Here is a 14,195-nt window from a genome sequence, read left to right as displayed (position 1 = left end):
TCAGGTGGAGGTGGATGGAAGGGAAGCCGTCGAGGCGGTCGAAGCCGTTGGCAGGGGCAGGGTGGACACGTTGGCGTGCCCCTGCAAATGATCGGCAAGCCGCAGCGCCAGCGCCACGATGCTCAGGGTTGGGTTCGCCTGACCGGAGGTCGGAAAGACTGCCGCACCTGCGACGAATACATTGTCGGCCTCGTGCAGGCGGCTGTCGGCGTTGACCACGCTGCTCGCAGGATCGCTGCCCATGCGCGCGGTGCCGATATGGTGGCCGCCATAGGCGCCGTAGCGCGTCATTTCGGACTCTACGCTGGCGGGGTCGTACGAGAAGTGCCCGACGCCCGTGCGTTCGACTTCCTGCGCAAGCGCGGCAAGGGCACGGGTGACCGTGGCGACATCCTGCGCCGTGTAGTGCCAGTCGATGTGGAGGCGGCGCATGCCCAGCGCATCCACGTCGTCACCCAGTGTCACGCGGCTGTGGGCGTTGGGGACTTGTTCGGCGTGGAAATCCAGACTGAAGCGAAGGTTGGCCGGCCGCACGATCACAGAGGGGAATTTTCGGGCAGCCAGCGTCCGGTGCAACAGCCAATGCGTGAGGAAACGCACGGTGTTGGGCACATCCGTGACGACGTTGCGTGCGTGTGCGAGCCAGTTCCCAACGCCACCCGGCGCATCCCCGTAGAGGCGCTTCGCGTACTCGTACGGCACGATGGGCCTCGCCAGATACAGTGCCGAGAGAATGCCGTTCCCGTGTCCTGCGTCAGGAATGCGCGGATGGTGCAGGCGGGCGATGAAGTTGCCCGTGTGAAGGTTGCGCTGTGCTTGCGGGCGAAGCGCCAGCCGGCGGCGGCAATAGATGCCTTCGTCCGACACGTCGTAGCCATGCCAGACCGAGGTTGCCTTCGAGAGATCGAGCGTGCCGATGGTCCCGGCCAGGTGGCTCATGTAATAGCGGCCGACGATGTCGTGCGCGTTCCCGAGGCCGCGGCCGCTGACACCGGGGCTGCTCAACAGCAAACGGGGCACTTCGAGGCCGCCGGTGGCCAGCACGTAGGCGCGTGCGGCAACGGTAAAGGTGTTGCCATCGAGCGTTCTGACGTCGGCCGGGCCGACGAGACGCGTTTGACCTTCCTGCATCGGCAGGCGGCAGAGATTGGCGTGCTGTACGACGCGCACTCGTCCCTTGGCCAGACGGTTCCGGTAACGTCCTCCAAAATCCGTCGGACAGCTAAATCTCTCGAGTGTGTTCGTCGAAAACACATCGCTGTCGAAGTTGCCGATCATCGGCGGCGACGGGTGCGATGGCGAAAATGCCTGTTCGGCGGTGTAGGCGAATTCGCCGGCCTCGCACAACGCATTGGCTTGCCCATACCAGGGCATCAGGTCGTCAAGGCCGATGGGCCAGCCACTGTGCGGCACGTAGTCGCGTGTTTCGAAGTCGATGGCATCGAGCGGCATGCAGCGTCCGCCCCACAGGGTGGTCGACCCGCCGAAGCGGCGCACCCGGTAACTGTCGGCGGGCGGATGGAGCCGGGTGTCGGCAACGGTGCCCGCATAGAGTTGCTGGACGGCCGGCTCGGGCGCGTCGCTGCCGCTCTCGAGCAGGATGACATCGAGCCCGCTCGCTTCGAGTGCGAGGGCGAGCGTAATGCCGGCGGCGCCTGCACCTGCGATACACAGGTCGGCTTGCAGACAGGTGCCGGAGGGAATGTCGTGAGCGTCGAGGATCATCGTCTGCGGCAACCGGCAGCGTAGCTGACCGTAAAGAAAAAAATGGGTGAAAAGAGGCGGTGCGAGCAGCCGCTGCGATGGTAGCCGATCCACAATGCCGGCATGACGACTTTTAACGACAGGTGCGCACGATGTGGTGAAAAGTGTCGCTGACGGACGGGGGACACGCTGCTACTATCGTGTCTGCCATCGAACGTATCCGGCACCGCCGGGTGACAGGAATACGACAAGTCATGACCCGTGACACCGATCCGAAAGCAGCGCCAGACACTTCCCTTCGCAATCGATTCGAGCCGAGCATTTCTCTGTTCGGATTGGATATCGCTGCCGTGCCGTTCGATACGGCGGTCGACGTGCTCGCTCATGCCGCCGCGCAACGCGACGGACGAGCGCGCATCGTTGTGACACCGAACGTCGATCACATCGTGCGGCTCGACAAGCTGCCCGAGTTCAAGCAGGAGTACCGTGAAGCCGATTATCTCTTCGCCGACGGCATGCCCATCATTTGGGCGAGCCGTCTTTTCGGCATGCCGTTGCCGGGACGCGTGACCGGGGCCGATCTGCTGCCGGCGTTGTGCGACAGGGCGCGGGCATCGGGACGCCGCGCGATCTTCGTGGGCGGACGGCCAGGGCAGGAAGCGCAGTTGGCCGAAGGACTGTCGCGCCGTTTCCCTGGTCTCGACTTCACCGTGTTGATTCCCTCCATGACGTTCGACCCGACGGGACCTGAAGGAGAGGCGATCGCGCAACGCGTTCGTGCGGCTGCGCCCGACCTCATCTTCGTGTGTCTTGGCATGCCGAAGCAGGAGCGTTGGGCGATGGCTTACGCGGGCACCATGCCGGGCGGTGTGATGTTGTGCGTTGGCGCGGCCATCGAGTTTTCTGCCGGCATGCAGAAGCGGGCACCGAGGTGGATGCAGCGCACGGGCCTCGAATGGGTCTTCCGCATCCTGCAGAACCCGGGCCGCATGTGGCGTCGCTATCTCGTCGACGACCGCCGTTTCATCGGCATCTGTTGGCGGCAGTGGCGCGCTTTCGCCCGCGAAGGACGTCCGTGTGCGTAATGTCTCGATGAGGGGTCTCCATGAGGGGCGCCTCGCGTGCGCGGCGAGCGATGTCGCTCAGATGGCGTTGTGCCCCGTCACCATCACGGGGATCGTTTTGAGCAGGATCTTGATGTCGAGCCACAGCGACCAATGGGTGATGTAGTAACGGTCGTATTCCACACGGCGCCGCATCTTGTCGGGCGTGTCGGTCTCTCCGCGCAGACCATTGATCTGCGCCCATCCCGTAATGCCCGGCTTGACACTGTGGCGCAGCATGTAGCCGGGGATCACTCGCCGGTACATTTCGTTGTGTTCTTCGGCGTGCGGACGGGGGCCGACGAGGCTCATCGAACCGCTTAGCACATCGAACAATTGCGGTAGCTCGTCGAGCGACGTGCGCCGTAAATGCCTGCCGAGCGGCGTAATGCGGCTGTCGCCCGCGTGCGCCTGTCGCAGTCCGCCCGTTGCGGCGGCGGCAGCATCTTCCGGCTGGACAACGCGCATCGAACGGAATTTGCGCACGACGATCGGCTCGCCGCGTTCGCCGTAGCGGCGTTGACGGAAAAGGACCGGGCCGGGGGAATCGAATCGCACCGCGATGGCAATGGCGATCATCACCGGACTCAGTAGCATCAGCAGCAGCGTCGCGCCTACAAGATCGATGCTGCGCTTGATCATGCGCAACATGCCCTGCACCGTGATGTCGTGCAGTGCGAGCAAGGGCACACCTGCGAGGTCCGTGCTGGTCATCGGCAGGTCGCCGGGAAAGCGGAACTCGGGCAGCAGGTAGATGGCGGCCGTCGAATCGTACAGGCGATTGACGATGTCGCTGGTGAGCTCCTTGTTGTCCTGTTGCCCGATGGCGATGAAGACGATCTCGTAGGCGTTGGCCTGAATGTGTGCTGCGGCGTCGTCGTAGCGGCCAAGGTACAGGGGCAGGACTTCGCCATCGTCCGGCGTGACCGGTGTGTCGTTGTAATAGCCCGAAATCTGGATGCCGAGAATCGGGGAGCGGCGCAGGCGCATATGCAGCTTGCGCGCCTCGGGGCCAAGACCGAAAAATGCGGCGCGCCGCTGATTGCCCGGGGCGTTGTTGATGCTGTGCGCCATGCCGCGCAAGATGGCCAGTCCGATCATCTGCAACGGCAAGGCAAGCAGCACCCACTCTGCCACTATCAGGCGCACGTCTTCCGTGCGCTCGTATGTCAGAAACAGCAGGACGATCGTCGTGAGCAGCAGCCGGCACCAGCGCATGGCGCCGCGCCCGAGCATCCACCCGACGTTGCGAGCGCTTGCCAGCAGGTGGAAGCGCGCGAATACGATGAACGCCGCAGCGGCCAAAGCGCCGACGAGTGTCAGACCATAAGGGGTATTGGGGTCGTGTCCGTTTAAGTGTAGGACGGTGAAGAACGCGCCTGCGTTGAGCACGGCGCTGAAGCCGCCGACCATCGCCATGAAAAGCCGATGGTGGTAGGTCGTCTGGGTCGACATGACGGAATTCGAAGGGTAGCAGTAACTGGCGGGACTCGACAAAGTTCCGGAACGGCGAGAGCCCTCCGATGGTCGCGCGTATCTTATCAGGCTAAATTCGCTTTGCGTGTGAACGCGCAGGCGCCGCATTATTGCCGCGTTTCGTCCCCCCGGCGTCCCCCCGTCAAAATGTGATCGATCCAGAAAAAAAAGCCCGCCGGGGGACAACCCGGCGGGCGTTCGTTTTGGTGCAGGTCCCGATTAGTACGGATACACCGTATCGTTCGCGACCGCAGCACGCTGGCCCTGCTGGACGCGCAGCGGCGGCGCTTGCGTCACGGTTGCCACGCGGCCGTCATCCAGACGCACCGTGATGCGGTAAAGCACGTTCGGTTGGCCCATGCCGTTCTCGATACGGTTGCCCGCGATGGCGCCGATCACGGCACCGCCGATGGTGGTGGCGGTGCGTCCGCGTCCGCCGCCCATCGTGTTGCCGAGAAGACCGCCGGCGGCGCCGCCGAGCACTGTCCCGAGAATGTTCGGGCTGTTGTTGGCGCCGTTCATTTGTTCAATCGATTCGACACGGCCGTACAGTGCGCCCGGAATCTGCTGCTGTTGTTGCGGCGGTTGCTGGTAGCCCTGTTGATACCCCGGTTGTTGATAGCCCTGCTGGTAGCCCGGCTGCTGGTACCCGTATTGCGGGCCCGGTGCAACGCAGCCGGCCAACATGGCGGCGGCCAGTGCCGCGCTGATTCCCGTAAGTGCTTTGATGTTCATTTTGGTTCGTCCTCGTGAGCGTGAGGTAAATGCGTCGTCGCCTTATTCGGGGGACGTTGCGCACAATGTATCGCATCCATTGCGACCACGACGCGGAATGTAGGGTTCCGCAGCCCTTTGTGCTGTAAGAAAAGGTAAGCGTTTGTAATGGCGGAGGTGCCACTATGACGCCGGTTGGCGGAGGCCCCACCCGATTCGATGCGCTTTTCGATGATATTCCCATCAGGTGAGATATGGAGGTATGCCCTGTGAGCGCGTAACGCATTGGGGAAATCCGCTGCTTTTTTGAGGGAAATTCGAGTGTTATGCGATTTTTCTGAGAAAACATGCCGTGCGGCGCGGGAATCGTCTAAGCATATAACCACAAAGCACTTGGATGCCTCGGTACCAAGCGGTAACATCGCGGGCTTTGGCGCTGGATTGGCCGGCCATCGTTTTCTTCCTTGTTCCGCATCATGTCCGTTGACGTCTCCTTGTCCTCCGCCGCGCCTGCATACGCGAGTCCTGCGGCTTCGTCCGCTTCTCATGCCCAAGGTGCCGCCGGTCCTGCCGTGATCCGCTCGGCTGCCGATGTCGCGCAACTCGTCAACGAGGGCGGCGCCCGTGTGTCCAATGCGCGTTGGATCGTGGCCATCGCGCTCGGCGGTGTGTTCCTCGACGCGTACGACCTTGGGGCGCTCGCCTTCGGTCTGAAAGACGTGGCCCGCGAATTTCATCTCACGCCGGCAGGCACGGGCATGGTGGCGTCGGCCATCACGTTCGGCGCCATCGTGGGGGCCTTCCTCGGCGGCTACTTCACCGACCGCATCGGCCGCTATCGCGTATTCATGGCCGATATGCTGTGCTTCGTGATCGCTGCCATCGCCTGTGCGTTCGCACCGAACGAGTATGTGCTCGCCGGCGCGCGCTTCGTGATGGGGCTGGGGGTTGGCATCGACTTGCCGGTGGCGATGGCATTCCTCGCCGAATTCTCGAAACTCAAGGGGCGAGGCAACAAGGCCGCGCGGGTCGCGATGTGGTGCCCAACCTGGTACGCGGCGATCTGCGCGTCGTATCTGCTCGTGCTGCTGTGCTATTCGGTGCTGCCGTCGTCGCATAGTGCGCTGTTGTGGCGAATCATCCTCGGTTTCGGTGCCATCCCTGCGCTGGCGATCATCGCCGTGCGTAGCCGCTACATGAGCGAATCGCCGGTGTGGGCCGCCAATCAGGGCGATCTCGAAGCCGCCGCGAAGATTCTGAAGCGTTCCTACGGTATCGATGCCGTCGTGGCGGCCGACGCTGAGCGCGTGGCGCCGAAGCGTCCCGCCGCATGGAGCAACTACGGTGCGCTGCTCAAAGGTGTGTACCTGCGTCGCACGACGCTCGCGACCATCATCGCAGTGGCGTCGTCGTTTGCCTATAACGCGGTGGCGTTCGGGTTGCCGGTGATCATCGCGAGCTTTCTCGCGCAGTCGATGCTCACCACGATTCTGATGTCGCTCGCGCTGAACCTGCTGTTCGCGTTCACGGGCGGTTTGCTCGGCGTGCGTCTGGTACCGAAGGTCGGTGCGTGGAAGCTGACGGTACTCGGTTACGCATGCCAGCTGACTGCGCTTGTCGGCCTTGCACTCGTCGGCAAGCCCGACGGCGCCGCGCAAGTCGCCTGGGCGCTGGGTTTTCTCGCGCTGTTCCTGCTGGGCCAGGGCTTCGGCCCGGGGGCGCATTCGATGACCTTCGCGTCGCTGAGCTACCCGACGTCGCTGCGTGGCGTTGGCGTCGGATTTAACCAGACGCTCATGCGTGCCAGCTCGACCGTCTCGCTGTTTCTGTTCCCGGTGCTGGCAGCCGCGCTCGCGACGAAGGTGTTCTGGGTGATCGCTGCCGCGCCGGCCATCGGCTTGCTGGCGCTGCTGGCGATTCGTTGGGAGCCGTCGAACTACGACGTCGACGCCGAAGACTTCTGAGTTTCTGAGCATGGCCCGCCTGCGAGCGGGCGAAGCGGCGGCGCTGCAACGGCGCCAGCCGGCATCGTGCGGCCGGCGCCGTGAAATAGATGTCCGACAATCAGCGCGAGCCGATCTCGGGCGCGAACAGGCGCTCGCGCTTCATGAAGGGGTCGATGTCGTTTGCCAGATTGCGCTGGCGCGAGCACGCCTTCTTCCCATTCATCTCGATACATTCCCGGGTACCTACCGGATTGCCGCCCTCGCGCGTGGCCTTGGGGCCACTCACCGCCGACTGACCTGGCCCGAATTCGCGCTCGAAGGCGCGTTGTGCCACGCTGCCCTGCGCCGGGGGCGTATCGTGTGGCGCGGCGCGTTGCGACTGCTCGGTGATCGCGCGTTCGGCACTTGCGACCGGTGACGAGGCTTTCGATGCCGCTTGTGTGCCAGCTTCCCGCGCAACGTCCGCGCGCCAGTCAAGGGCTGGGGTTAGGGTTGGGGCACTCAATGCCGCTGGAGGCGATACCCGCGGCTCGGCGGGCTTTGCCGACGGCGACGTTAGCCGTGGCTCCGGCGCTGGCGCTGGAATACGCGCTGTGGGTGTTGTCCTGTTCTCACGTGGCGATTCGGTGGGGAAGGGGGGCTGAAGCGCCGAACGCCTTGGGGCCGGCGGCGTGATGATGGTGACCTGCATGGCCGTGCGCTCGGGTGATTTGTCGCCGAGGCCGGCGAGCGGTACGGGAGTGGCGATCCATACCAGCCAATGCAGCGCGAGTACCGCAATGGCAACCCCCCAGATGCTGCGCGGCAGGCGAGCGCCAAGGGACTGGGACGGCAAGCGCCCAGTGATCGAAAGTGCGTGACGTGCGAAGACCGGATCGGGTGAGCTAAGGGATGTAGGCGACAAGGGCAGGCATGAATGCTGTCGAAAGCCGGGAGGGGTGTTCGCATTTTGGCACACCCCTTCGCGTGAGGCAGCCCCGTTACGTCACTTTGCGTCACATGCTCGAAAAAACGGCGCTTCGAGCGAAACGCCGTGTCCCTGATTGCGCTGCCGGTATGAATGCGATGCAATGCCCGGTGGCAAGAATGTTGGTAGTGAGTATTTACTTAACTGGGGCGCGGCGGTGTGCGGCCTACCAGCGCGGCACCCCCGCCCATAATGTAAGTCTCGAGCTGATCGATGGTGAACTGCTGTTCCGTGATGATGGTCTTGACCAGATCGCCAATGGACAGCAGGCCGACCAGTTCACCGTCTTTCATGACAGGCAGGTGCCGGATGCGGTGTTCCGTCATCAGCGACATGCATTCCTCGTTGGTCTGATCGGGGCTTACGTAGCGCACGGCTGAGGTCATCACGTCGCGCACCGGTGTATTGACCGAGGTGCGCCCCATGAGCGCCACCTTGCGGGCGTAATCGCGTTCGGTGAAGATGCCGACGATTTTGCCGTCGTCGTCACTGACCAGTACCGCGCCGATCCGCGCTTCGGCCATCAGGGTCAAGGCATCGAGGACCGAATCGGTCGGGCGCACCTGATACACCGTGTCGGCCGATTTGGACTTCAGGATCTGAGCGACTGTCTTCATGGTCTTCCTCCTGCGGGCTACGGATACCTACAGCATAGTTGAGCGCTCGTCGCGCGTCATGTTCGCGTTGTCCCCGAGTGAATCCCGCGGCGGCAGACCGACGCGGGCGCCTTCGTTGATGCATTGCGCCACGAATACACGGCAAAAGCCTCCAAAAGGGCTTGCCGGAGTCATATTTTTTCCACGGGCGATGTAGAAAGGCGTATCCTAACGGGATCGGCGAAAATTCGCCGATCATCGCCTGACGATCGCGAAATGCTTTATCGGCGCCGCTGACAGCCATGTCCTGCGAGCCGGATCACTCGCTGTGCCGGTGACGCGGACCCCACGGTCTTCGCCCTCCCGACACGCACTGCTCGTCATTGTGGCACTGCCGCAATGTGCCTTGCTCCTTCGAACCATCGCCGCTTTTCGGTGCGCCGTCATGCCTTCATGGCCGGTCCACTGGGTAGGCTCCTTTTGGCGTTCGATGTGCACTCCGTCAAAGACAGGGTGCGGCGAAGGTATTGGCGAACGAACCTTCAGTAACACCGGTGCTGCGCCCTCGCGAGCGGCACCCACAAGAGGATACGATATTGGCCAAGGAAGAACTGATCGAATTCAGCGGACACGTCTCGGATGTGCTGCCGGACAATCGCTTTCGCGTCACGCTCGAAAACGGCGTGGAAGTGATGGCATATGCGAGCGGCCGCATGCAGAAGAACCGCATCCGCATTCTGGCGGGTGACCGCGTGACGCTGGAAATGTCGCCCTATGACCTGAGCAAGGGCCGCATCAACTACCGTCACAAGAATTAAGTCAGCGAAGACGTCTGGCTTTTGCGCGCAAGTCGTTGCCCATCGCGGGCATAGCCATGCCGCGCATAGAAGCGATGCGCGGCGACCCGGTGGTCGCTGCTCGTCACTTCGAATTTCTCACACCCCCGCTCGTTGAACCATGCGTGAGCGGCCGCCATCAGCGCGTGCCCGACGCCCGAGCCTCGCACATTCTCCTCTACCACCAGCGCCGTAATGCGCCCCAGCCGCCCCGCCAGATGAAACATGGTGAGTGCGTGCAGACCCATGCATCCCACGATCTGAGCGTTCTCGTCGACTGCGACGAAGGCTGCGTCGTCGCCATTCGCCGCTGACAGGGCGATATTCCGCCGAACGATGTCCAGAGGCGTGTCGTAGCCCAGTTGCGCGAGCAGCGCGACGATACGCGGTGCATCGCTGTCGATGGCCTGACGAGTGCTGGGCGTAGGTGTTTTCATGTCAGAGCTGTTCGAAGCGGTCGAAACGGCGGCCGGTGTATTCCACCTCGCTTTCGAATTCCATTACGTGCGCGCCGGGCGGCCCGTGCCGCATCCATTCGAGCATCTTGTCGACCTGATCGGGCGTACCTTGCACTGTGGCGAGAACGTCGCCCTCGGGCAGGGCCTGCACCCAGCCGCGTACGCCGATCAGGTGACCCTCACGCACCGCCGCCTGACGATAGCCGACGCCCTGAATCTTGCCGCGCAAACGGACGACTACGGTTTCGAGCGAGGTACTGGGCAGGAGTGACTTCATGGCAGCGAGCAGCGGGAGAACGGGTACGAGAAAGCGAAAGACGGGTTTTCGGGGCTGGGCGATTGTAGCGTCATCGCGTGACGGTTGCCCTCGCCCTGATTCACGAATGCGGCGTTGCCGCTCACGCCGTGCCGGGCACCAGACGCAGGCGTGTGATCTCCGAGGGCGCACCGAACCGCTTGGGCGGTCCCCAGTAGCCCGTGCCCCGGCTCACATAGATCGCCAGGCGGCCGAGCCGGTGCAGGCCGTGCACGTACGGCTGTTGCAGCGGCACGAAGTACATCCACGGCCAGAATTGTCCGCCATGTGTGTGTCCGGAGAGTTGCAGATCGAAGCCGGCTTCCTGTGCCGCCGACGCACTGCGCGGCTGATGGGCGAGCAACAGGCGGGGCACCCCGTCGGGGGCTCCGGCGATGGCAGCGAGCGGGTCGCTGCGTTTTTCCGGGTCGAAATGGTGTGCGGTGAAGTCCGTCACGCCCGCTACGGTGAGCGACGCGCCTTCGTGGTCGAGCACGACGTGTTCGTTTTCGAGCACGGTCAGGCCGATGCGTCGCAACTCCTCGACCCAGGCGGGTGCGCCCGAGTAGTACTCGTGGTTGCCTGTGCACACGTAGGTGCCGTGGCGCGAGGTGAGCTGGGCGAGTGGCGCAATGTGATCGCGCAAGGCAGGCACGCCGCCGTCGACCAGATCGCCGGTGATGGCGACGAGATCCGGCTTGAGTTCGTTGGTGGCTTCGACGATGGCCGTGATGTAACGGCGGCGAATCGTCGAACTGACGTGAATGTCGCTCAACTGGACGATGGTGAAACCCTTGAGTTCGGGCGGCAGGTTCGCGATGGGAACGTCGACGTCGACCACGCGCGCGAGGCGTCGCGCGTTGTAGAAGCCCAGCAGGGTGGACAACGCGGTGAGCCCCAGCACGATGACCGCAGAACGGGTGACGAGCTGTGCGTCGAGTGCCGAGAGGGCCATCGCCACGCCCAGCACGACATCGCGCAGCAGCGTGAGGACGAATAGCGTCGAGAAGACGCCGATGGCCGTCATGCCGGTCCATGTCAGCAATGTCGCGAGCGGCTCTCGCTGGATGGCACGGCTCATCAGGCCCAGCGGAATCAGGACGGTCGAGGCGGCGAGCCACATGCCGCCCAGCACCTTCCAGCCGAGCCCAACCGGTAGCGGCGGGAGCAGGCGCCAGCCGATGTATGCATGCAACAACGCGATGATAGCGAGCATCAACCAGCGAGGGCGTGCGGGTAATGTGCGTCGCGACGACTTGCCGTGCGCGTGAGCGCCACCGGACGAGGGCTGCGATACCTGCGAGGCGTGTAAGGGTTGCGACATAGTGTTGTCTGATAGGCGTTCGAGGCCGACGTAGCCGTTATGCGGGCGCGGGGCGCAATTGCAAGGGCGCGCGAGACATTACCCTTGCGGCGCCGGGTACTTCTGCGCGTTCATCACGAGCTTCTCGGATACGGCGCGGTTCAGATCGACGCCCAGAACCGACGACAGCCGCACGAGATACATGGCGATATCCGCCAGTTCCTGCTCCACATGCCGGGCCTCGCTCGTTTGCATGACGGCCTTGGCCTCGGCGTCCGTTTGCCATTGAAAGATTTCGACCAGCTCTGCGACTTCGACGGATAACGCCATCGCAAGGTTCTTCGGCGTGTGGAATCGATGCCAGTCGCGCGCGTCGGCGAACGTGTGCAGGGCGGCTTCCAGCCCGGTCGTATCGACGAGGCGGGCGGGCCCGGCTTGGCCATCGGCGTCGCCGGAGACGGCAGAATCCTTGGGGGCAGCGGACATGGGAGACGGTATTCGGAGGTGACGGCCGCAGGCGGGCTCGGGGACGCGACAAAAAGCCGCTGGAACGAGGTATGGTAGCGCGTTGGCGCAAGACGCGCCGTGCACCCTCCCGATCACTTCCGACCCCGTTTCCTTTGGACAGCGCTTCCCCCGGCCCCGTCGCCCCGCCTATCGAAACGCCCGAGCCGGCCCGTTACCGTGTCACGCTCATGCCGTCGGGCTGGCAGTTCGACGCCCCGGCCGGCACACCGATTCTGCTCGCGGCGCAAGCCGCCGGTTTCAAGCTGCCGAGCCTATGCCGCAACGGCACCTGCCGCGCGTGTTTGTGTCAGGCGCAAACCGGCGGTGAGCCAGCGCCGGTGGCCTACCGCATCGAATGGCCAGGGTTGTCGCGTGAAGAGAAGGGACAGGGCTGGCTGCTGCCGTGCTGCGCGTATGCGCGTGCCGACCTCGTCATCGACGCGCCTGACGCCGCGCTTTGTTAAACTTGCCGCTATCTGGCGCTCGCCTTCGAGCCGTCATAACCGTTTCAGGATCAGGAAAGCCGAATGGCACAGTACGTATTCAGCATGAACCGCGTGGGCAAGATCGTGCCGCCCAAGCGTCACATCCTCAAGGACATCTCTCTGTCGTTCTTCCCGGGTGCCAAGATCGGCGTGCTGGGCCTGAACGGTTCGGGCAAATCGACGCTGCTCAAGATCATGGCGGGCGTGGACAAGGAGATCGAGGGTGAAGCGATCCCGATGGCGAACCTGAATATCGGTTATCTGCCGCAGGAACCGCAACTCGATCCGGAACAGACGGTGCGCGAAGCGGTGGAAGGCGGCATGGGCGAAGTGTTCGAAGCGCGCACGAAGCTCGACGAGATCTACGCGGCATACGCCGAACCGGACGCCGACTTCGATGCGCTAGCCGCCGAACAAGCCAAGTACGAAGCGATTCTCGCCGCGAGCGACGGCAACAACATCGAGCAAACGCTGGAAGTCGCCGCCGACGCGCTGCGCCTGCCGCCGTGGGACGCCAAGATCGGTGTGCTCTCGGGCGGTGAAAAGCGTCGTGTGGCATTGGCCCGTCTGCTGCTCTCGAAGCCGGACATGCTCTTGCTCGACGAACCGACCAACCACCTGGACGCCGAATCGGTCGACTGGCTCGAACAATTCCTCACACGCTTCCCGGGCACCGTGGTGGCCGTCACCCACGATCGCTACTTCCTCGACAACGCCGCCGAGTGGATTCTCGAACTCGACCGCGGTCACGGCATTCCCTGGAAGGGCAATTACAGCTCCTGGCTCGACCAGAAGGAACAGCGCCTGAAGCAGGAAGAGTCGACCGAGTCGGCTCGTCAGAAGGCGCTCAAGAAGGAATTGGAGTGGGTGCGTCAGAATCCGAAGGGCCGTCAGGCGAAGTCGAAGGCGCGCCTTGCCCGTTTCGACGAACTCAACAGCCAGGAATATCAGAAGCGCAACGAAACCCAGGAAATCTTCATCCCGGTGGGTGAGCGTCTGGGCAACGAAGTCGTCGAGTTCAAGAACGTGTCGAAGGCCTTCGGCGACCGTTTGCTGATCGACGACCTGAGCTTCACCGTGCCGCCGGGCGCGATCGTCGGCATCATCGGCCCGAACGGCGCCGGTAAGTCGACTTTCTTCAAGATGCTCACGGGCCGCGAACAACCGGACAGCGGCGAGATCAAGGTCGGGCCGACGGTCAAGATGGCTTACGTCGACCAGAGCCGCGACGCACTGGACGGCAGCAAGACCGTGTTCGAAGAGATCTCGGGCGGTGCCGACGTGCTGACGGTGGGCAAGTACGAAACGCCGTCGCGTGCCTATATCGGCCGCTTCAACTTCAAGGGCTCCGACCAGCAGAAGCAGGTCGGTTCGCTCTCGGGCGGCGAGCGTGGCCGTCTGCATATGGCCAAGACGCTGATCTCCGGCGGCAACGTGTTGCTGCTCGATGAACCGTCGAACGATCTGGACGTCGAAACCTTGCGTGCACTCGAGGACGCGCTGCTCGAGTTCGCCGGTTGTGTGATGGTCATCTCGCACGATCGCTGGTTCCTCGACCGTATCGCCACGCATATTCTGGCCTTCGAAGGCGACTCGCACGTCGAGTTCTTCCCCGGCAACTATCAGGAGTACGAGGCGGACAAGAAGAAACGCCTCGGCGAGGAGGGAGCAAAACCGAAGCGAATCCGCTACAAGCCGATCGCGCGGTAACGCAGGAAAAGGCGCCGCAAGGCGCCTTTTCTGTTTGAACGGTGGCTCGGCAGGTTCGCCGCATCAGGCCTGCCGGCCGCAACCCGTGTTCGACG

14 protein-coding genes are annotated in these 14,195 nt (G+C 63.5%); 5 read left to right on the top strand and 9 right to left on the bottom strand.

All coding sequences use genetic code 11. The annotated features are described in order from the left end of the window. Positions 1-1,725, bottom strand: a complete 1,725-nt coding sequence (locus C266_RS09190; RefSeq protein WP_010808716.1) for an FAD-dependent oxidoreductase — start codon at positions 1,723-1,725, stop codon at positions 1-3. Between the two features lie 233 nt (positions 1,726-1,958). On the opposite strand from C266_RS09190, the gene C266_RS09185 reads away from it, so the two are divergent. Continuing rightward, the gene (locus C266_RS09185) at positions 1,959-2,789 is read left to right on the top strand and encodes a WecB/TagA/CpsF family glycosyltransferase (RefSeq protein ID WP_010808715.1); all 831 of its coding nucleotides are present in this window, start codon (positions 1,959-1,961) and stop codon (positions 2,787-2,789) included. 57 nt (positions 2,790-2,846) lie between these two features. On the opposite strand, the gene C266_RS09180 is transcribed toward C266_RS09185, so the two are convergent. Continuing rightward, complete coding sequence (locus C266_RS09180) at positions 2,847-4,262, bottom strand: undecaprenyl-phosphate glucose phosphotransferase (protein WP_010808714.1); 1,416 nt, start codon at positions 4,260-4,262, stop codon at positions 2,847-2,849. Positions 4,263-4,502: 240 nt separating this feature from the next. Next, on the bottom strand, positions 4,503-5,018 hold the full coding sequence (locus C266_RS09175; protein WP_010808713.1) for a glycine zipper 2TM domain-containing protein: 516 nt from the start codon (positions 5,016-5,018) through the stop codon (positions 4,503-4,505). A gap of 455 nt (positions 5,019-5,473) precedes the next feature. Here C266_RS09175 and C266_RS09170 point away from each other — a divergent pair, with 455 nt between their 5' ends. After that, the gene (locus tag C266_RS09170; protein WP_036662356.1) at positions 5,474-6,961 is read left to right on the top strand and encodes an MFS transporter; all 1,488 of its coding nucleotides are present in this window, start codon (positions 5,474-5,476) and stop codon (positions 6,959-6,961) included. Between the two features lie 100 nt (positions 6,962-7,061). On the opposite strand, the gene C266_RS27335 is transcribed toward C266_RS09170, so the two are convergent. Together C266_RS27335 and C266_RS09160 are read right to left on the bottom strand one after the other, a co-directional pair. Beyond that, positions 7,062-7,778, bottom strand: a complete 717-nt coding sequence (locus C266_RS27335; protein ID WP_144265760.1) for a hypothetical protein — start codon at positions 7,776-7,778, stop codon at positions 7,062-7,064. Positions 7,779-8,050: 272 nt separating this feature from the next. Next, positions 8,051-8,527: a CBS domain-containing protein gene (locus C266_RS09160; protein WP_010808710.1), complete on the bottom strand. Its 477-nt coding sequence runs from the start codon at positions 8,525-8,527 to the stop codon at positions 8,051-8,053. A 575-nt stretch (positions 8,528-9,102) separates the two neighbouring features. On the opposite strand from C266_RS09160, the gene infA reads away from it, so the two are divergent. Beyond that, positions 9,103-9,324, top strand: coding sequence for a translation initiation factor IF-1 (infA, locus tag C266_RS09155; protein ID WP_010808709.1), 222 nt, complete (start codon positions 9,103-9,105; stop codon positions 9,322-9,324). On the opposite strand, the gene C266_RS09150 is transcribed toward infA, so the two are convergent. The 4 genes from C266_RS09150 to C266_RS09135 form a co-directional block, all read right to left on the bottom strand. Beyond that, positions 9,321-9,779 (bottom strand): GNAT family N-acetyltransferase, encoded by a 459-nt coding sequence (locus C266_RS09150; RefSeq protein ID WP_010808708.1) that lies wholly within the window; start codon positions 9,777-9,779, stop codon positions 9,321-9,323. The genes infA and C266_RS09150 overlap by 4 nt on opposite strands. Position 9,780: 1 nt before the next feature. Next, a complete protein-coding gene (locus tag C266_RS09145; protein WP_010808707.1) occupies positions 9,781-10,077 on the bottom strand; it encodes an acylphosphatase in 297 nt (98 codons plus the stop codon). Between the two features lie 121 nt (positions 10,078-10,198). Next, entirely contained in the window at positions 10,199-11,311 is a 1,113-nt protein-coding gene (locus tag C266_RS09140) for a metallophosphoesterase (RefSeq protein ID WP_010808706.1), read from the bottom strand. Between the two features lie 186 nt (positions 11,312-11,497). Next, on the bottom strand, positions 11,498-11,884 hold the full coding sequence (locus tag C266_RS09135) for a nucleotide pyrophosphohydrolase (protein ID WP_010808705.1): 387 nt from the start codon (positions 11,882-11,884) through the stop codon (positions 11,498-11,500). 134 nt (positions 11,885-12,018) lie between these two features. Between C266_RS09135 and C266_RS09130 the strand changes: the two genes are divergently transcribed. Together C266_RS09130 and ettA are read left to right on the top strand one after the other, a co-directional pair. Beyond that, the gene (locus tag C266_RS09130) at positions 12,019-12,369 is read left to right on the top strand and encodes a 2Fe-2S iron-sulfur cluster-binding protein (protein WP_306439169.1); all 351 of its coding nucleotides are present in this window, start codon (positions 12,019-12,021) and stop codon (positions 12,367-12,369) included. A 63-nt stretch (positions 12,370-12,432) separates the two neighbouring features. Next, positions 12,433-14,100: an energy-dependent translational throttle protein EttA gene (ettA, locus tag C266_RS09125; RefSeq protein ID WP_010808703.1), complete on the top strand. Its 1,668-nt coding sequence runs from the start codon at positions 12,433-12,435 to the stop codon at positions 14,098-14,100. Positions 14,101-14,195 lie beyond the last annotated feature (95 nt).

It is taken from the genome of Pandoraea sp. SD6-2, from assembly GCF_000389825.1.
In the GTDB taxonomy this organism is placed as follows: Bacteria; Pseudomonadota; Gammaproteobacteria; order Burkholderiales; family Burkholderiaceae; genus Pandoraea; species Pandoraea communis.
Note: the sequence above shows the minus strand (reverse complement) of the source record. Positions and strands in the feature narration are given on the sequence as shown.